An 18,791-nucleotide genomic window follows, 5' to 3' on the forward strand; every position below is an offset into this window, starting at 1 on the left:
CTTACGCTTTCTTTGCTTTTACCAGTTCGTTGTATTCGGCGACCAGTTCCTTCACCTTGTTGTCATCCTTCTGGCTATGAGCTATCCTGATCGCATCCTGTATCATGGCCTTGCGCTCTTTTACACTATCGCTCTTCATCTTCGCGATACAATCAACCAGGGCTCTATCCTTATCCCCAATCGTTTCCGAGACGCTCACCGCTTCGGTTATAAGGGTAGCCGCATCCGGACTAAGTGAAAAGTGATTTATAAGCCGCGACGGCGTTACCTCTTTATTCTCTTCGTTAAATTTGAAGGCCGCGCTTACGATATCCCGTATAGAAGAGTTCCTGAACTCATCCGGCGACAAGGCCTGTTTTATCTTTTCTATGAACGAGCCGCCCTCCATCAGCATGGCGAGTATCGTTATCTCCGCGCTCTGCGCCGGAGCCTTCTGTCTGGCCTCCGGAAGAGCCGCTACGTGACGACGCTCGGAGTAATCTCCTTTAACCTTCTTTAGCTCCGTCTTTATCGACTCTTCATCAACCGCCAGACAATCCGCAAGCTTCTTTATGAGTGTCGCCTTGAGAACAGCGTTATTGATGCGCGCTATCGTCGGCAACATCTCGGCGGCTATACCCATCTTGCCGTGAGGCGTATTTATATTGTACCTATTGGAAAGCTTACTGAGCTTGTAATCGAAAAGATTCTTGCTCGATTTTTTAAGCTTTAAAAACTCGTCCACGCCGAATTTCCGGATGTAACTGTCCGGATCGAACCCCGCCGGAAGTTCGGCAATATACACGCTTACGTCTTCGCTTATGAAAAGATCCAGATTGCGAAGGCTCGCCGCTTCACCGGCCTCGTCAGGATCGTAAACCATCACCGCCGTGCCGGCAAAACGTTTTAACAATTTTATCTGATCCGCCGTTAACGCCGTACCCAGCGTCGCTATGATATTGGTAATACCCGCCTGATACGGAACGATGAAATCGAGATATCCTTCCACAACGAGAAAATGACCGCTCTTTTTTATATCGTCCTTCGAAAAATTAAGCCCGTACAGGTTACGCCCCTTCGAATATATCGGCGTCTCTGGGGAGTTTAAATATTTCGGCAGGCTGGAATCGAGCACTCTCGCTCCGAAACCTACGACCCTTCCTTTAAGGTCGATTATAGGAAATATCAGCCTGTTCCTGAACCTGTCGTAGTGGCCCCCTTTGTCGTTGGCAACCACAAGACCGGCCTTTTCCAGCAGGGCCGGTTCGATCGAATTCTTTTTAAAAAATGTGATAAGCGCATCCCATGAATCCGGAGCGAAGCCGATCTTAAATTTCTTCAGCGCTTCAAAACTGACACCGCGCGATCTTATGTAGTCACCCGCGGTTTTATTTCCGCCAAGCCCTGCCTGAAAAAACCGGCAGGCAAGTTCATTTATATTATAGAGCTTGTCGGCCAGAACGCTATCGGCGCCGCGTGCGAATGAGCTTTTTGGAAGTACGACACCGCAATCCTTCGCAAGCATCTCTATAACTTCGGGAAACTGCAAGCTTTCGTGCTTCATCAGGAACGAGAATACGTTCCCGCCCGCGCCGCATCCGAAACAATGATATATCTGCTTATCCGGGCTTACAATGAACGACGGCGTCTTCTCGTTATGGAATGGGCATGGCGCCTTATAATTTCGGCCGAATTTTTTAAGCGGAAGATAGCGTGAAATCACTTCCACTATATCGGTCTTTTCCTGTATCTGGTCTATCAGCGTATCCGGTATTGCCATGTATCCTAACTTACGGGATTACCTTCTCACCCTGACGAAACCTGAACACGGGATTATATTAAGCTTCTCGACCTTCTCAACCTCATCCAATAGAAGATTCAACCCCAGGTTATCGCTCGCGATGTGTCCGGCTATCACTATGTTTATATGCTCATCCTTAACTTGTCTCAAATGCGCTTCGCTAAGATGCATGCACACTATGGTTCCCACTCCCGCCTGCGAAAGGCGCGGATATACTTTTTTGGACCCTTCAGTGCCTCCGGTCATATCGACAAATATTTTGCCGGCAGTCTTACCCGGGTCACCGGCAAATATCCTCGGGCCGGCGGCTTTTGCAAGACCATCGGCGTATTCGGGTATGCGTTTCAAGATTGCCAGTACGCCGGAAAGTTTCAACGGCTTTTCTTTATCAAAAATTTTCTGCAGATACGCGGTAACGTGATTATCGGCCGGCGTATGTACGCACATAAACGGTATATCCAAAAGTCTCGCTATATCCACCGGCCTGGAATGGTTCAGCGGCGCAAGCGACCTCGAAACCTCGTCGGAGCGCTCCTTGAGAAGCCCCTCGCCTATCTTCAGAGGAAGCCCGAGCCTGTCCATGAGATTCGCCTGAAGCCCCATAACATCGTTCAGCCTTGCCAGAGCAAGCCCTTCGGGATGATGCGCCATCACAAGATCGATCCCGTCAGCCCCGGTACGGCGCAACCTATCGGCTAACAAAAGTTCCGGCCCTTCCATGTCCACGCCCAACAGTATGGTCTTAACATCCGTGTTGGGATCGCCGTACAATATCCTGGTATCCGCGTAAGGATTAGTAAGCCGCCTCACATCGAACGCTTTTTTATCAACGCCCTTCGATTTCCTGTATTCTTTTTTCGCTCCGTCGAGGACAGCTTTTATCTCGGATCTTTTACGCAGATCTTTCTCAATACCCTTTTTTACAGCCAATTCGTATAAGGCTTTTAATTTCATGAACCCCTCCATCTAAATAATATTTATTAGAACTATTTTTTCGCTTGGGCAGGCAGTATATTATACGTCTTCTCGTAAATCGAATGGCCGATATTCAGAAAATAAGGGCCTGTCAACGACCTGTCCACGACAGACCACTGAAGATAAGGTAATGGGATAAGCGTCAGCAATATCAGGATCGTGCATGTAAGCACAATACCCCTGACAACGCCCGCAAGAAGCCCGCCGAATTTTTCCAATAGCGGGTGCCAACTCACTTTTACGATCTTATCCACGACCGCTTTGATCAATCTGAACAAAACACCTACGCATACGGCGGTAAATATAAAACCGGCCAAATCCAGGATACTCATTGGCAGGATAAAACCGAGATTATGTAAAAATACCGCTATTTTATTAAAAAAATGGAGGGAAAACACCAACATGCACACGGAACCGATAAGCGGAAATATCTCGTGGCTCAATCCATCCTGCAAAGATACATAACTTGTTCGTAGTATTAGAATTACGACTAAAATATCGACCCAGTTTATCTTTGACAGTATCTCCATAATTCCCCTTGTTGAAAAGGAATATGAAGTATATCATATATTATTTGGAAAGTCAAGGCAGGTTAATTTTGCCGTCTTTCATGCGTATGACCTCATCGGTCCTCTTAGAAAGCTTCTCATCGTGAGTAACTATTACAAGCGTAAGAGCGTAGCTCTCCTTAAGGCCAAATAAAAGCTCATAAACCGATTCGCTGGTCGCGGAATCGAGATTACCGGTAGGTTCATCACACAATAAAACCTCAGGCTTATTTATGATCGCCCTTGCGATAGCTACGCGCTGAGATTCTCCTCCGGATAATTCGCCCGGTCGATGCGTCATCCTGTTCGTAAGCCCCACAAGCTTCAGGGCCTCCCCAGCTCTTTCTTTTACATTTCGATCTTTACTTTTTAACTTTTGATTTTTTATTATCTCCGGCATCATAACATTTTCGAGCGCCGTAAATTCAGGTAACAGGTGATAGAATTGAAATACGAACCCGACACGCCTATTCCGTATAGAAGCTCTCTCCCTGTCCGGCAGTTTGTAGATATCAACCCCGTCCAGCATCACATGCCCGGATGTGGGCCGGTCGAGACCGCCCAGAATATGAAGCAGAGTAGATTTGCCCGCGCCCGACGGGCCTATAAACGCCGTCGATCTTCCAGCGTTTAATTGAAGATCGATACCATCGACAGCCTTTACCCTTTTACCGTTATTGTCGTAAGATTTATGTATTCCTTTTGCGAGAAGAAGGCCGTTATTCATATCGGAGCGCCTCCACCGCTTCGAGGCGTGAAGCGCGATATGCCGGATAGATCGCGGCAATAAGGCTTAACAACATGCTCGCTATTATTATCAGTATTATCTCCGACGGATCCATCCTCACAGGAAGCTTGTCGAGATAATATACGTCCTTGGGCAGGTCAATGAATTTATACGTCTTGAGACACCAGCACGCCAAGAATCCGAAAATGGCGCCCAGGGCGGTGCCGAAAAAACCAATCAACGCGCCTTCGAGCGCGAATACCGCCATTATGTCGGAGTTGGCGGCGCCTATAGCCTTGAGTATGCCGATATCTTTCGTCTTCTCAAGAACGGTCATTATGAGGGTGCTGGCGATATTGAAACATGCGACCATTACTATCAATATCAATATTATGAACATGACCGTCTTTTCGAGTTTGATGGCTTCGAGGAGATTACGATTGAGATCGGCCCATGTCCGCACATCATACGACGGGCCCATCTTCATGCGAAGAGCGCTCTTGACGCCGTCTATATTAAAAGCATCGTCGACCTTTATCGATAGCCCTGTCGCCATGTCTCCTACCGCCAATAGTTCCTGAGCGCCGGATAGCCCTATATACGCCAGATTGGAATCATATTCATACATGCCCGATTTAAACACACCCGCGACTCTGAAATCCTTACCTTCGACGGAAAATACTCCGGACGGTTTAAACTTTTTATCCCGTATAAGCGCCGGTGAAACGAGAGTTACCATGCCACCGACATCTACGTCCAGCTTGTCGGCAAGTTCGCTTCCCAGTACCACCTCATTATCTTTCAGGGGATTGAGGGTGCCTCGCGTCATATATTTACCCAGATTATTGACACGAACCTCTTTTGCGGCGTCTATACCTTTTACTATGACTCCGGCGACACTTTCATCTTTACGTATCAAAGCTTGTCCATTCAAAAAATATGCGCACGCCATAACATGAGGAGTGCTTAAAATCTTATCCGTAAATTCCTGTGAAGGTTTGACGCCATAATCGGAGACGATCTCTATGTGGGAATAAGTACCTATTATTTTAGTTCTGAGATCCTGGTCGAAACCGCTCATTACCGAAATAACTATTATGAGAGCGGCAACGCCTACAGCGACACCGAAGACCGATATCAGGCTTATGATAGATATGAACTTCTCTTTACGTTTCGCTGTAAGATACCTGAGGCTTACGAATAGTTGCCAGATCATGTTTGCGGCTTTAACTGCGGAAATAGTATCACATCTCGTATGGACGGAGAATTTGTCAGTATCATAACGAGGCGGTCTATGCCTATCCCAAGGCCTCCTGCGGGGGGCATGCCATATTCCAGAGCGGTCACGAAGTCCTCATCGATATTCCTTTTACCGTCTTTGGCGCCCTGAAGTTCGTCCTCAAACCGCTTCTTCTGTTCTATCGGATCATTGAGCTCCGAATAAGCATTGGCTATCTCCATGCCGCCCATGTAGAGTTCGAACCTATCGGTCAGGTCCGGATTACCGGGCTTCGTTTTAGCGAGAGGGCAGAGTTCTTTGAACATATCCACGACAAAGACCGGATGGTTACCCGCTTTCGGCTCGACGAGATCGCCGACTATATTTATTATCTGCGTTCTCGAAACATCCTTACCCTCCATCTCGATCCCTTTTGTCTTCAATTTTTTAATCCACTGCTCGCGGCTGTCGGACGGAATGATACCGAACTGTTCTTTCATCAGATCTGCGAAGGATACCCTCTCCCACTTCGAGAGATCTATAGTTTTTCCCTGATACTCTATTTCAATGCGCCCCAAAACTTTTTGCGCAAGCCCTCTTACGAGATCCTCGGTCAGCTTCATCATGCCTTCGCAGTCGGAGTAGTTTTCGTACACTTCAAGCATCGTAAACTCTGGATTATGCTTTATCGATATACCTTCGTTCCTGAAGCTTCTGTTTATCTCATAAACTTTCCCTAATCCTCCCACCAGAAGCCTCTTCAGGTATAACTCCGGCGCTATCCTCAGGAACAGGTCTATCCCGAGTGCCTCGTGGTGCGTCTTGAACGGCTTTCCGGCCGCACCCCCAGACATCGCCTGCATCATGGGCGTTTCGACTTCGATGAACCCTTTCTCGTCGAGGAATCGCCTTATCTCGCTCGTTATACGCGAGCGCGTTACGAATACCTCCCTCACATCGTCATTAACGATAAGGTCTACATATCTCTGCCGGTATCTGGTTTCAACATCCTTCAACCCGTGCCATTTTTCCGGAAGCGGACGTAAGGATTTCGCCAGTATTGTAAATTCTTTTACGATTACGGTAGCTTCGCCGGTGCGCGTCTTGAATGTATCGCCTTTGACGCCTATGAAATCACCGATATCAAGATCCTTTAACAGCGAGAACGCTTCGGGCCCGACGATATCTTCTTTTAGATATGCCTGCATCTTTCCGGTCGAATCTTTAATATCATAGAAAGAGCTTTTACCGTGCGAACGCACTGCCATTATCCTGCCCGCCACAGACACGCTCCTGCCTTCGGTAAAATCATCCTTCAGGGCCTTTATCGTAGAAGTTGTGTCATATCTTCCGCCGTATGCGTAAATACCTTTCCTTGTAATGTCATCGAGCTTCGCCCTACGCTGTTTTATAAGTTCGCTCTCTTCTACGTGTTCCTGGTGTTCTTGGTGTTCTTGTGAATGTGCGGACATCTATCTCTTCTCCTTGCCTATTAGTTTTAAGAACATATCTACGACCTTCGGATCAAAATGCGTCCCCGAATCTTTTCTTATCATATCCATAGCCGCCTTTTTCGAGAACGCTTTTCGATACGGACGGTTTGATGTCAGCGCCTGGTAAACATCGGCCACAGCTATTATACGGGCGCCTAACGGTATCTCTTCGCCTTTTAAACCGGCCGGATATCCCTTACCGTCCCATCTTTCATGGTGATACAATACCAGCGGAATTATGTCATGCATGAACTGTATCGGTCTTATAATATCGGCCGCGATCTGCGGATGCCGCTTTATTGCGTCAAACTCTTTTTTGGTAAGTTTTGATTTCTTAAGCAGTATCTTATCGCTTATCCCTATCTTTCCAAGGTCGTGCAGTATAGACGCCTCTTTTATATTCTCTATATCGTCCTGCGGGAGATGAAGCTTGGAGGCCAGCTGAGTCGCGTAATGGACGGTGTCCTCTACATGTTCACCCGTATAATGATCTTTCAACTCTATCGTTTTGGCGAATGCGAATATGAACTCCACCAAACTCTGCTTACCGCTACGACTCAACTTATCTATCTTCTCCTTAAGGAACCTGATATCGGTCGGCTCCACACCTTTCGGCATCATGTCCTTCTTGTTGGAGAGATCGTATGAGGAGAAAACCCTGTTGCCGCCGACTTCTTTAACCTTGGAAAGTATTTTATCGGCGGTATTTATAAGATCCAATCCGCGCGCCATACCGGTATCCGGATATGCCGCCACGGCAACGCTCAACTTTAATTTGACAACATGGCTCTTATTGCCGAAATTGTACAACCCGACCGCGTCCAGGATCCTCTGGGCCATTATCTGTCCTTTACCCTGATCCACACCGGGAGATATTATAAGAAATTCTTCTCCTCCGTAACGTATCACGGTATCGTATTTGCGCACCATCTTCGTCAGGTAGGCGGCAAACTGTTTTAATACTATATCACCGAACTCATGGCCGTATACATCATTTATAGATTTAAAATAATCTATATCGAGCATAACTACGGACAGCGATAGTCCATATCGTCTGGCACGGTAAAACTCGGCTTCTATAACTTCCTTCAGGTATTGATGGTTATATAAACCGGTCAGCGTATCTTTTAATGCGAGTTTCTCGAGACGCGCATTTGACTTTATAAGTTCTTTATTCAACTTGACGCGTTCCGATTCGGCCTTATTTCTTTCCGCGATCGTCTTGGCGTTCTCCAATGCGACGGCGGCGCTGGCGGCAAGACCCTGCAACATAAATACGTCTTCCGCATCAAACGGCAACCCCTGATTCTTATTATGTATCTCGAAACAACCCAAGAGCTCACCATTGCGATTAAGCACCGGTACATTGACGAGATTACGCAACGAGAATGTCTTCTGAAAATCCACGGCAACATGGCTGTCGTGTTCTGCATCATTAGCTATGTACGGTTTCGATGTATCTATAACCCAGCCCGGCAAACTTGGCCCATGAGAAAAGGAATAGTCAACCGGCTCTATCTTCCCCTCTCTTACGTATTCCACAAATTTCATTTTGCTGTCTTCAAGCAACCCCGCCATGCCCCCCGAGGCATCAACAAGCTCCATGGCGGCGGTAACGAGCGTTCGCATAATAACCGGTATCTCCAAAATAGCATTTATGTGCTGACTCGTGCGGGATAGTATCTCCAGCTGGTAATCGCGGCGCAATATCGCCTCTTCCTGCAACTTACGCTTGGTTATGTCTCTCGCGGTCGCGAAATTATACTCACTGCCTTCGTATTCGAGATAATTCACGCACACCTCGACCGGCAGAAGTATACCGTCCTTTTTCCTATGGGCGGTCTCGAATGTAAAAGACCTGCGTTCCTTTAACTCCTTCCAATGCTCCGACCATCTTTCTTTTTGGAAATCCGGATCTATGTCGGCTATCTTCATGGAAAGCAACTCGTCCTGAGAATAGCCGAGCATCTTACAGGCCATTTCATTTACATACATGATCCGCGCGTCAACTCCTACCCAAAAGATAGCATCCGAAGCGTTATCTATGGAAAACCGCGCCAGATGCGATATATCTTCCGCGCTACGGCGCTCTTCCTCTACGCCGATTGCGGAAGCTATTATCTCCATTATCTTTTTATCATCATCGGCAGGCTCAAAATCATATTTATAAAGAGCGCAGAGAGAGCCTACATAAGTGCCGCCAAATTTTACCGCACAGCCAAGATACGTCCTTAATTCGTAGGCTGAAATGCTCTTATCTGTCCCGGCATACTCCGTATCCGGAAGGTTACCGACAACCAATACGCCGGCGGACTGACGTTTAATAACTTCATAGCATACATGGCCTTCGGCACTATCCTTCTGCGCAAAACCTTCCGGCACCCGCCACTGACCGCACGCGCGTAAAACCCCTTCCTCAAGCCGATTATACAATGCATAATCGGCACCGAGAAGATCGCCGCACAAGGCGGTAAGGCGATTTATGTTTTCGACGGGATTAGGACCAAAAGCAAGAAATGTTTCATTTATCTTCGCCAGACTCTCTTCGAGTTTTTTGCGCTCGCTTATGTCGCGGACTACCGAAAGAAGATGGTATTTACCGCCCACTACGGCGCGCCTCAAATTGACCTCGACCCAGAACTGCCTGCCAACCTTATCTTTGCACACCCATTCAAATAACTGCGGCTCACCGTTTACCGCCTTATTCATAAGACGTTTTGCCTCCTGGGCGGTGAAAGGCTCCTGGAGTATCCCGAGGTCGTAAATGGTAAGTTTAAGTATCTCTTCCTTGGGGTAGCAATACATCTCGCAGGCCTTCTCGTTGGCATCTATTATCCTGGCCTGCTCGATCTCGCTTATGAATATGGCGTCGCTGGCGGCATTGAATATGGCGCTATACGTGGATTCGCAAAAACGATTCAAAACATCATCTATGCGCTTACGGGCATCGTCGCCGGATTCCAGGCTCGCGATCTTGCGACGCAGGGCCTCCAGGTCCAACTCCAATTCTTCTACCGAACGCTTTTTTTCATCCATTTACATGCCCTTTACGCTTAGGTTTGGTAGTGATTAGTATACTATCTTTTCCAATGCGTGTCAAATAAAGCGGCTATCATATGATAAATTAGGCAAATTTGCATATTTTATTTAAATTAAAATTGATTTGACTTTTTTGCATATTTTATGCTACCCTTTTATCTATGAGAAATAGCATTAAAAACGATGATGCGCCGCTGGTTGAGGCTTGTATACAGAAGGATGCCGAGGCGTGGACCGCGCTGATAAGCAAATATTCCTCCCTGGTAAACACGTCCATATCCAACCGGCTCAGAAAATACGGCTTCAACCCGTCGTGTGAAGAGACTGAAGATATACGCCAGAACCTGTTCGTTTCCATCTGGACTTCCGGGAAGCTTGAAAAAGTACGGAATAGGCGCAATATTGCCTATTGGCTCGCGATCGTCGCCGGCAATGCCGCCATAGCGCACATGCGTCAAAAGATGGGCGCGGAAACAATTAAATTCGTACCGCTACTCGAAACCGAAGAGACTGAGGCTCTAATAACCACCCCAGTAATCGACGATCTTGGCCCAGGTTTATTGGATCATGAAAATCTGGTCGAAACGATAGAGCGCTCTATAGAAAAACTGCCGCCGAAGGAACAATTAGTCACAAAACTGAACCTTTTGCATAGCATGGGGTATCGCGAGATAGCTGAAATGTTAAAAATACCGACCGGGACAGTTTCAAGTTATATTAAGAGAGCAAAAGATAAGCTAAAAGAAGAATTAAAAAAAATATGAACTATTTTTGCAACAAAATCCTGTTTTGACCGTCTATATAGTGAGGAGACATATTTTTAAGAAAGGCGCATTATGAAAAATACAAAAGATACGATTGGTGATCATCCGGACGCAATAAAACTTGCGGACTATCTGGATAACCTATTATCCGGCAAGGAGATGCGCGATATTGAAAAACACGTAGCCTCTTGCAATGAATGTCGCGTTCGACTGATATCCTCATATGAATCGGTAAAGCAGTTCAAGGGATCGACTCGCAGTGATAAAAGAAAGGCTAAAAACATGGGAAGGGTCAACTTCTATCTTATTTTGGCAATAATATCTTTCTCGCTATCCTTTATTCTCCCCCACCACTTCCTACAGTTACTGGTAGCTACTCTGCTTTTGGGCGCAAAGTGGGTTGCTGACTCAAAGTCTACAAAGATGCTCGTCATGATCCATGAGGCATGGAAGACGGGCGGAGAACGCGGCGCATCGGAAGTCATTAAAAGATTCGATCGCGTCGGCCATAAGGTATAAAAAAAGAAGAAGCGGTTTAACCTTTCCGAAAGAAATCCTTCGCTGATCAATTCTTCTGGCTTTTTGCCACCCTCTTTCAAGGACCACCGATCAGCTTGGCGCTCTATCCAATTATCGGATATCGCATTCGGACCGTTTGTTTGGCCCGTACTTCCTTCGTAAGGCTAAGCCCCTCTTCTACTATTAATGATATCACATACCATAAACATTTGCAATACCTATGCTGTTAACTTTTTCATTATTAACATTTCCATCCTGTGGCGAAAAAAATATCACTTTTTTTTGCAACAAAATCCTGTTTTGACCGTCTATATAGTGAGGGGAGTTGTAAACTCGCAAGCGATAGTTAACAGAAATAACTTATCGAAAGGAGGTGATCAGTATGATGGAAGACTTAAAACTCACAGTGACCCGGTTACACAAGCTGGACGGAACAGGCGCGACGAAAGCATTTTGCGACCTATCCGTATTCGATAGCATCGTGATAAACGGACTGAGAGTCGTTGAAGGCAAGGACGGGCTGTTTGTAAGCATGCCCAGAGAGGAAGGAAAGGACGGCAAGTGGTACAACACCGTCTTCCCGCTAAAACGGGAGGTTAAAGACGAGATCGAGCGGATAGTGCTCGAAGCGTATGGAGGATAGTTGAAGTGGGCCGAGAGAACAAAATGATCGGGGCGATGGGCGAAGACGCGGCTTGCCGGTTTCTGGAAAAAAACGGCTACGAAATACTGGAGCGGAACTTCAGGACGGTCTTCGGTGAGATCGACATAATAGCCAGGCGGCGCGGAATAACCGTATTCGTTGAGGTTAAAACCCGAGCTTCATCCTCTCTCGGCCCGCCCTTCATTTCGATAACGAAGATAAAACAGTTGCACATGATACGAAACGCTCTGGCATATCTGAAGATACGCGGCAGAGTATATTCTGATTGGAGGATAGATGTGGCATCGGTGATATTCGACAGCATGCATAATCTTAAATCTGTAGAAATGATCGAGAACGCCGTAACGGAGGATAACTAAATGATAGCGAAGGTATTTTCCAGTTGTGTTATAGGTGTAGACGCTTACGAGGTAGCGGTAGAGACAGATACGGGCGGAGGGTTGCCTGGAATAAATATTGTGGGATTACCAGACGCTTCCGTAAAGGAATCGCGCGACAGGATAAAATCGGCGATAAAAAATTCGGGATTCTCCTTCCCCACCAGAAAAGTAACGATAAACTTAGCGCCCGCAGATGTGAAGAAAGAAGGCGCTTTATTTGACTTACCCATCGCGTTATCGGTGATCATGTCCGAAGGCCTGATAGAACGCGCGAACCTGGAAGATTTCGTATTTCTCGGAGAGCTTTCGCTCGACGGCCGGATAAAGCCGGTAAAAGGGGCTTTACCTATCGCCATGGCTTTAAAAAACATGAAGAAAAAAATACTCGTCCTCCCCGCCGATAATTCCCGGGAGGTTGCGATGGTAACGGATGCAAAGATATATCCGGTAACTGCATTAAAAGATGTGGTCGAATTTTTAAACGGCAAACTCGAAATCAAACCGCAGGAACAGAATGCCGGTTGCATAGTAAAACGCGTCCCGAAATACCGCGTGGATTTTAACGACGTCAAAGGGCAGGAACATGTAAAACGCGGACTGGAAGTCGCGGCCGCCGGATCTCACAACGTCCTGCTGATTGGGCCGCCGGGTTCTGGAAAGAGCATGTTGGCAAAGCGCCTTCCTACCATACTCTCCGATATGACGCTCGAGGAAAGCCTGGAAACCTCAAAGATACAGAGCGTGGCCGGATTATTGCCGCCAAATAAAGGCTTGAGCATAACGCGACCGTTTCGCTCTCCGCACCACACGATTTCGGATGCCGCGCTTGTCGGAGGCGGGACGAATCCAGCACCAGGAGAAATAAGCCTGGCTCATAACGGCGTATTGTTTTTAGATGAGCTTCCGGAATTCAAAAAAAGTGTCCTCGAAGTCATGAGACAACCGCTCGAGGACGGCACCATAACCATATCTCGTGTAGCCAACCGGCTAACTTTCCCTTCGAAATTCATGCTCGTCGCCGCCATGAACCCCTGCCCGTGCGGATATTTTACCGACCCGAAACGCGAATGCCACTGCTCCCCTTTCCAAATACAGTCCTATCTTTCAAAGATATCCGGGCCGCTTCTGGACAGGATAGACATCCACCTCGATGTCCCTCGCCTGAAATTAGAGAATCTGACGGACAAGCGCCGGGGCGAACCGTCCGAAGAGATACGCAAGCGGGTTGATATCGCAAGAGATATTCAAAAACAGCGGTACAAAAGCGAAGGCGTGCATTTCAACGCGCATCTCGAGTCGAAGGAACTGGAAAAATTCTGCGTTCTCGCTAAAGAAGGTGAGGAGCTTCTAAAGCTCGCGATATTGGAACTTGGCATCTCCGCCCGGGCTTACGACAAAATACTTAAAGTCGCGCGCACGATCGCCGACCTCGACGGTAAAGAGATCATTGAATCTCATCACATATCGGAGGCGATATCATACAGGAGCCTGGACAGGAATTTGTGGGGATAAACAAAAAAAGGATAAATATAATGGTAAAAGAAGAAATAAAGAATAGTATGCTTGTGCCTCAAGAAATCGTGGAAAGCAAAATATTTATATTTCGAGATAAAAAAGTTATGTTTGATAAAGACTTGGCTACACTTTACGGAGTTAGCGTTAAATATTTAAAACGACAGGTGCGCAGAAATATGGTCCGTTTTCCCACGGATTTTATGTTTCAGCTGACACAAGAAGAGTTAAAAATTTGGAGGCGCCAATTTGGCACCTCCAATTCAGCTGATAAAATGGGGCTACGCTACCCACCGTTTGCATTCACCGAGCCTGGAGTAGCCATGCTTTCTTCAGCTCTTAATAGTAAAAGGGCCATTCAGGTAAATATTCAGATCATAAGGACATTTATTAAATTGCGCGAGATGTTATTAACACATGCTGAATTAAAACGTAAAATAGAGGAAATGGAAGGAAAATATGACCAGCAGTTTCAAATTGTATTTGACGCAATAAGAGAGCTTTTAACACCTCCGGAGAAACTAAAAAGGCGTATAGGATTTCATACATACGATGATTAAAATTTAAAATTAGTAGGACGCCCTTAAGGGTGCTCCTACATTGGAAACTTAGAAGGGAATTGGGGTTAGCGGTATTTGAGTTTCATCGCGATGATGATGGAGCTGAGGATAAGGGTAATGCCATTGGCAAGGATAACGGGCCATTCCATGATCACGATACCGTAGATCAGCCAAAAAAATACGCCGCAGAAAAATATACAGAACGTCGCCAGAGATAAGTCTTTCGCGTCCTTTGTCTTGTATATTTTTATAACTTGCGGCACAAATGCAACCGTGGTTAAAGTTCCGGCTATGAGCCCCAATATTAAATGTGCCATTTTTTCCTTTTCAATAGCAGAGTATAACCTATAGTTATCAATACACACATATACGCGAATACATCCCCATAAAGCGTATAGAACGTCTTCGTCCTTGTAAGGGTTATCTCGTGAACCGCAAATCCATCTACAAATACCGATTCTCCCCCAGATAATACACTATCTATAATTTCACCCTTTTGATTAATAAAACACGAAACCCCTGTATTCGCCGCTCGTATCACATTAACCCTGTTCTCCACCGCGCGAAAGATGGAACTTTCGGCGTGCTGATATGCCGCGCTTGTCTTCCAGAACCACGCGTCATTCGTCATGTTCACCAGAAAATTGGCTCCGCCGGCGACAAATTTTCGCGCAAGGCCGGGGAATATATCCTCAAAGCATATAAGCGTCGAGAACCTGGCCTTCTTCGCGCTATGCCATACCCCATCTTTGTCCCTGGCGCTCTTTTTTACAAAAATCTCAAATACCGTATACTCTTTTCCGGCGGAAAAATCCCCTATCGGCGACGGCGCGAAGTTCTCGACGAACGCGAATAATTTCCTGAGCGGAACATACTCTCCGAACGGGACAAGATGCATCTTGTCGTAACGGCCTACCACACCTCCGACGGAATCAATCAGCACGGCACTGTTATAATACGCCTCCATCCGGCCCGGGTCTTCACGCGGGGTACCCACAAGTATCGGCACACTGATATCCTTCGCGAGTTTCGTCACTCTCGTTAAAAGCTCCGGCTCCGACTCCATAAAACCGGGCACAGATGTCTCCGGCCATATTATAAGTTCGGGATCGCGGGCAACGGCCAGGCGCGTCAGGTGTTCATATTTATCCAGGATGTCTTTTTGAAAAGACGGATCCCACTTTTTTGCCTGAGGTATGTTGCCCTGAACCACGGCAACCTTAAGCGTATTGCCGGTAAAAACGTTGCGCGTCCTCATGACACCGTAATACAGAACCGCGAACAAGAGGATCGTCGCCAACATGAGTGAGGTAAGCTTGTAATCCTTCTTCCGGATCTCTTTTATAGTCAGGAATATAGCGGCATTGACAAAGACTACCAGAAAACTGACTCCGTATACGCCGGTATAATCGGCGATCTGTATTACCGGCAGGGTAAAACTCTGCGAGTATCCCAAAAGCGCCCATCCGAATCCCGTAATAAAATGCGACCTGACAAGTTCCAGCGCTACCCACACGGCGGGAATGGATAAAAGCAGGTGCAGGCGTTTTATGGATCCTGAATCGTAGTTTACAGACCGGAAAAACCTATTGCAGGCAAGTCCAAAAAGGCCAAAGTATAACGCGAGGTATAGAACTATTATTATCATTCCGGGAAGAGTTACATGAATGAGCCAGTATATCGTACCGAGAAAAAACAGGATACCCGCTATGTATGATATGAGGAAGGCTTTGAACGGTCTTTTATTTTCAATAGCAAAAAATAATGGGACAAAACCGAACCACGCGAGGCCCTCGAAATTGAAATCGGGAAATGAGAGCGTTAATAATACGGCGGATATTATCGGCAATACTATACGTTTCATCATTTGCCGCAACACTTCTTATATTTCTTGCCGCTACCGCATGGGCACGGATCGTTCCTGCCGACCTTGGGTTCTTCCCTCTCATATTGCTGGACATGCTCTTCAGGGAGCTGTCCTTTGTATGAAGCGGTGGAGCTCTCCGCTCCCGCGGCCGGAACATCCTGGAACTGGCTCTTCTCTTCATGTAAAAGCTGTTGGCGGGCAGGATTAAAGACGGGCGGCTCCCTCTCTTCCTTTACGGCCTTTATCTTGAATAGATATTCCAAAGTCTCTTCTTTAATACGGTCGATCATATCCATAAACATCGCATACCCTTCGTGCTGGTATTCGACGAGCGGATCACGCTGGCCGTATGCGCGTAAACCTATCCCCTCTTTGAGGCTGTCCATGGCATACAGGTGGTCTTTCCATTTCGAGTCGACAACCTGTAACAGTATCATCTTCTCCATATATCTTGCCATACCTTCGCCCATCGATTTTTCTTTTTCCTCATAAGCCTTCTTCATGGCATCGAAGAATATATCCCTGATCTGAGGCTTACGCATCTCTTCGAGTTTCACATCATCCGTTCGTATCATAAACTTCGACTCGAAATACTGACGCAAGCCGTCAAAATCCCATTGGTCCGCGCTCGCTTTATCGTTAATATATGTATCAAGCGCGTAATCAAGCACCTCTTCCGTTATTTCATAAATATAATCCTTAAGGTTCGCGCCCTGCAATATTTTACGGCGCTCGTCGTATATGACCTCGCGCTGTCTATTCATGACATTATCATATTCGAGAAGATGTTTGCGCACTTCGAAATTATGCTGTTCCACACGCTTCTGCGCAGTCTCAATCGCTTTGGTAATAAAAGGATGCTGTATATCCTGCCCTTCTTCCATACCCAGATGATCCATAACCGTCTTTATCCGGTCTGAACCGAATATTCTCATAAGATCGTCTTCAAGGGAGAGATAGAACCTGCTCGACCCCGGATCGCCCTGGCGGCCGCTTCTACCGCGCAACTGATTGTCTATCCGCCTGGCCTCGTGCCGTTCCGTACCGAGGACATGCAATCCGCCCTTTTCGGCGACACCCTCGCCCAGCACTATATCCGTTCCGCGGCCCGCCATGTTTGTCGCGATAGTAATGGCGTATGGCGCTCCCGCCTTCGCGATTATCTGGGCTTCCTCTGCGTGATATTTGGCGTTCAGCACATGATGCGGTATGGTCATTCTCTTCAGTAAATTGCTTAAATGCTCCGACTTTTCTATAGAGATCGTTCCGACCAGCACAGGCCTTCCGCTTTTGTAAAGCTCCGCGATCTCCCGGCACACCGCATTAAACTTTTCCCGCTCGCTCTTATATATTACGTCAGGATAGTTGGCCCGCTTCATCGGCTTGTTCGTCGGTATCACGACGACATCGAGAGAGTATATCTTGCCGAATTCCACCGCCTCGGTCTCGGCCGTTCCCGTCATACCCGCGAGTTTTTTGTACATACGAAAATAGTTCTGGAAAGTTATGGTGGCGAGTGTCTGGTTCTCCCGCTCTATCTTCACGCCTTCCTTCGCCTCGACCGCCTGGTGCAACCCGTCCGACCAGCGCCTGCCCGGCATAAGACGGCCGGTGAACTCATCGACTATCAGCACCTCTCCGTCCTTCACGACGTAATCAACGTCTTTCTGATACAGCTGGTGCGCGCGTATCGCCTGGTTTATATGGTGCGCCCATTCGGATTGTATATCATCATAGAGATTGTCGACACCTATAAGCTCCTGGCAACGCTTAACACCTTCCTCGGTAAGATTCACGGTATGGTTCTTCTCATTCACCATGTAGTCAATACCTTTTTCGATATCAAAACCTTTATATTTCGCGTCAATCTCGTCCTTGTCCGTTATCTTTTTCCCTTTAAGTTTCGGTATTATCTTGTTAATAATGTAATATTTGTCGGTAGATTCTTCGGCGGGGCCGGAAATAATAAGCGGCGTCCTCGATTCGTCGATAAGTATGGAATCGACTTCGTCCACTATAGCGTAGTTGAGCGGCCTCTGCACCATATCCTCGGCGTTAACCACCATGTTGTCGCGCAGATAATCGAAACCGAATTCATTATTTGTGCCGTATGTGATATCACAGGCATAAGCCGCTTTTCTCAATCTCTGATCCATGTCGTGCTGGATGGCCCCTATCGTAAGGCCCAGGAATTCATATACCGGCCCCATCCATTGCCTGTCCCTGTTGGCGAGATAATCGTTAACGGTAACTACGTGAACGCCTTCGCCTGTAAGCGCGTTAAGATATACGGGCAGTGTCGCGACAAGCGTCTTGCCCTCTCCCGTCGCCATCTCCGATATCTTACCCTGATGCAGGACAAGCCCGCCCAGGATCTGAGTATCAAAATGGCGCAGGCCGATCGTCCGCTTTGCGGCTTCCCTGACTACCGCAAACGCCTCGGGCAGGATGCCCTCGAATATCTTATTCTTCACATCGCGGGCTTTATGTTTTATTTTCTCTTTCTCCGCAGGAGACGTCGATTCTTTAAACGCTTTATCGAGGCTGTCCAGCTCTTCCTGATGCGTCTTGCGCGCTTCCGCTATCTTAAGCCTGAACTCATCCGTCTTCGCCTTCAGCTCCTGGTCGGACAGTTTGGATATCTGCGGCTCGAGAGAGTTTATCGCTTCAACGATCTCCCTCAAAGGATTGAGCGCGCGCTCATTCTGTGTTCCAATTATTTTTTTCAGTATGAAATTTATCAT

General features: G+C 47.1%; 16 protein-coding genes. 6 read left to right on the forward strand and 10 right to left on the reverse strand.

Annotation, left to right across the window (positions count from 1 at the left end; genetic code table 11):
• Nucleotide 1 precedes the first annotated feature (1 nt).
• Genes dnaG through PHS46_05195 form a run of 7 tightly spaced genes read right to left on the reverse strand, consistent with a single transcriptional unit; the run spans nucleotide 2 to nucleotide 9,778 of the window.
• Nucleotides 2-1,759 (reverse strand): DNA primase, encoded by a 1,758-nt coding sequence (gene dnaG, locus PHS46_05165; GenBank protein ID MDD3905904.1) that lies wholly within the window; start codon nucleotides 1,757-1,759, stop codon nucleotides 2-4.
• Between the two features lie 18 nt (nucleotides 1,760-1,777).
• A complete protein-coding gene (locus PHS46_05170; GenBank protein MDD3905905.1) occupies nucleotides 1,778-2,734 on the reverse strand; it encodes an NGG1p interacting factor NIF3 in 957 nt (318 codons plus the stop codon).
• 32 nt (nucleotides 2,735-2,766) lie between these two features.
• Entirely contained in the window at nucleotides 2,767-3,285 is a 519-nt protein-coding gene (locus tag PHS46_05175; GenBank protein ID MDD3905906.1) for a CvpA family protein, read from the reverse strand.
• 52 nt (nucleotides 3,286-3,337) lie between these two features.
• Complete coding sequence (locus tag PHS46_05180; protein MDD3905907.1) at nucleotides 3,338-4,030, reverse strand: ABC transporter ATP-binding protein; 693 nt, start codon at nucleotides 4,028-4,030, stop codon at nucleotides 3,338-3,340.
• Nucleotides 4,023-5,246, reverse strand: a complete 1,224-nt coding sequence (locus PHS46_05185) for a lipoprotein-releasing ABC transporter permease subunit (protein MDD3905908.1) — start codon at nucleotides 5,244-5,246, stop codon at nucleotides 4,023-4,025. The genes PHS46_05180 and PHS46_05185 overlap by 8 nt, the downstream gene beginning before the upstream one ends.
• A complete protein-coding gene (gene lysS / locus PHS46_05190) occupies nucleotides 5,243-6,721 on the reverse strand; it encodes a lysine--tRNA ligase (protein ID MDD3905909.1) in 1,479 nt (492 codons plus the stop codon). The genes PHS46_05185 and lysS overlap by 4 nt, the downstream gene beginning before the upstream one ends.
• Nucleotides 6,722-9,778 carry a diguanylate cyclase gene (locus PHS46_05195; protein ID MDD3905910.1) on the reverse strand — a complete coding sequence of 1,019 codons (3,057 nt, stop codon included), beginning with the start codon at nucleotides 9,776-9,778 and terminating at the stop codon, nucleotides 6,722-6,724.
• Between the two features lie 164 nt (nucleotides 9,779-9,942).
• Between PHS46_05195 and PHS46_05200 the strand changes: the two genes are divergently transcribed.
• The 6 genes from PHS46_05200 (at nucleotide 9,943) to PHS46_05225 (ending at nucleotide 14,180) form a co-directional block, all read left to right on the forward strand.
• The gene (locus tag PHS46_05200) at nucleotides 9,943-10,545 is read left to right on the forward strand and encodes a sigma-70 family RNA polymerase sigma factor (protein MDD3905911.1); all 603 of its coding nucleotides are present in this window, start codon (nucleotides 9,943-9,945) and stop codon (nucleotides 10,543-10,545) included.
• A 72-nt stretch (nucleotides 10,546-10,617) separates the two neighbouring features.
• On the forward strand, nucleotides 10,618-11,064 hold the full coding sequence (locus tag PHS46_05205; protein MDD3905912.1) for a zf-HC2 domain-containing protein: 447 nt from the start codon (nucleotides 10,618-10,620) through the stop codon (nucleotides 11,062-11,064).
• Nucleotides 11,065-11,446: 382 nt separating this feature from the next.
• Nucleotides 11,447-11,707 carry a SpoVG family protein gene (locus PHS46_05210; protein MDD3905913.1) on the forward strand — a complete coding sequence of 87 codons (261 nt, stop codon included), beginning with the start codon at nucleotides 11,447-11,449 and terminating at the stop codon, nucleotides 11,705-11,707.
• 5 nt (nucleotides 11,708-11,712) lie between these two features.
• A complete protein-coding gene (locus tag PHS46_05215) occupies nucleotides 11,713-12,087 on the forward strand; it encodes a YraN family protein (GenBank protein ID MDD3905914.1) in 375 nt (124 codons plus the stop codon).
• Nucleotides 12,088-13,620, forward strand: coding sequence for a YifB family Mg chelatase-like AAA ATPase (locus tag PHS46_05220; GenBank protein ID MDD3905915.1), 1,533 nt, complete (start codon nucleotides 12,088-12,090; stop codon nucleotides 13,618-13,620).
• Between the two features lie 20 nt (nucleotides 13,621-13,640).
• The gene (locus PHS46_05225) at nucleotides 13,641-14,180 is read left to right on the forward strand and encodes an ORF6N domain-containing protein (GenBank protein MDD3905916.1); all 540 of its coding nucleotides are present in this window, start codon (nucleotides 13,641-13,643) and stop codon (nucleotides 14,178-14,180) included.
• A 65-nt stretch (nucleotides 14,181-14,245) separates the two neighbouring features.
• On the opposite strand, the gene PHS46_05230 is transcribed toward PHS46_05225, so the two are convergent.
• Genes PHS46_05230 through secA form a run of 3 tightly spaced genes read right to left on the reverse strand, consistent with a single transcriptional unit; the run spans nucleotide 14,246 to nucleotide 18,791 of the window.
• Nucleotides 14,246-14,497, reverse strand: a complete 252-nt coding sequence (locus tag PHS46_05230) for a SemiSWEET transporter (GenBank protein ID MDD3905917.1) — start codon at nucleotides 14,495-14,497, stop codon at nucleotides 14,246-14,248.
• The gene (gene lnt, locus PHS46_05235) at nucleotides 14,485-16,047 is read right to left on the reverse strand and encodes an apolipoprotein N-acyltransferase (protein ID MDD3905918.1); all 1,563 of its coding nucleotides are present in this window, start codon (nucleotides 16,045-16,047) and stop codon (nucleotides 14,485-14,487) included. Before lnt ends, PHS46_05230 begins: the two co-directional genes overlap by 13 nt.
• Nucleotides 16,044-18,791: a preprotein translocase subunit SecA gene (gene secA / locus PHS46_05240; protein MDD3905919.1), complete on the reverse strand. Its 2,748-nt coding sequence runs from the start codon at nucleotides 18,789-18,791 to the stop codon at nucleotides 16,044-16,046. Before secA ends, lnt begins: the two co-directional genes overlap by 4 nt.

This window comes from Candidatus Omnitrophota bacterium, assembly GCA_028699255.1.
Lineage (GTDB): Bacteria > Omnitrophota > Gorgyraeia > 2-01-FULL-45-10 > 2-01-FULL-45-10 > FEN-1322.

Coding starts and splice junctions, on each gene's coding strand:
- dnaG (MDD3905904.1), bottom strand. CDS start 1,759: ATGGCAATACCGGATACGCTGATAGACCAGATACAGGAAAAGACCGAT.
- PHS46_05170 (MDD3905905.1), bottom strand. CDS start 2,734: ATGAAATTAAAAGCCTTATACGAATTGGCTGTAAAAAAGGGTATTGAG.
- lnt (MDD3905918.1), bottom strand. CDS start 16,047: ATGATGAAACGTATAGTATTGCCGATAATATCCGCCGTATTATTAACG.
- PHS46_05200 (MDD3905911.1), top strand. CDS start 9,943: ATGAGAAATAGCATTAAAAACGATGATGCGCCGCTGGTTGAGGCTTGT.
- lysS (MDD3905909.1), bottom strand. CDS start 6,721: ATGTCCGCACATTCACAAGAACACCAAGAACACCAGGAACACGTAGAA.
- PHS46_05205 (MDD3905912.1), top strand. CDS start 10,618: ATGAAAAATACAAAAGATACGATTGGTGATCATCCGGACGCAATAAAA.
- PHS46_05220 (MDD3905915.1), top strand. CDS start 12,088: ATGATAGCGAAGGTATTTTCCAGTTGTGTTATAGGTGTAGACGCTTAC.
- PHS46_05180 (MDD3905907.1), bottom strand. CDS start 4,030: ATGAATAACGGCCTTCTTCTCGCAAAAGGAATACATAAATCTTACGAC.
- PHS46_05185 (MDD3905908.1), bottom strand. CDS start 5,246: ATGATCTGGCAACTATTCGTAAGCCTCAGGTATCTTACAGCGAAACGT.
- PHS46_05195 (MDD3905910.1), bottom strand. CDS start 9,778: ATGGATGAAAAAAAGCGTTCGGTAGAAGAATTGGAGTTGGACCTGGAG.
- secA (MDD3905919.1), bottom strand. CDS start 18,791: ATGATAAATTTCATACTGAAAAAAATAATTGGAACACAGAATGAGCGC.
- PHS46_05175 (MDD3905906.1), bottom strand. CDS start 3,285: ATGGAGATACTGTCAAAGATAAACTGGGTCGATATTTTAGTCGTAATT.
- PHS46_05225 (MDD3905916.1), top strand. CDS start 13,641: ATGGTAAAAGAAGAAATAAAGAATAGTATGCTTGTGCCTCAAGAAATC.
- PHS46_05230 (MDD3905917.1), bottom strand. CDS start 14,497: ATGGCACATTTAATATTGGGGCTCATAGCCGGAACTTTAACCACGGTT.
- PHS46_05210 (MDD3905913.1), top strand. CDS start 11,447: ATGATGGAAGACTTAAAACTCACAGTGACCCGGTTACACAAGCTGGAC.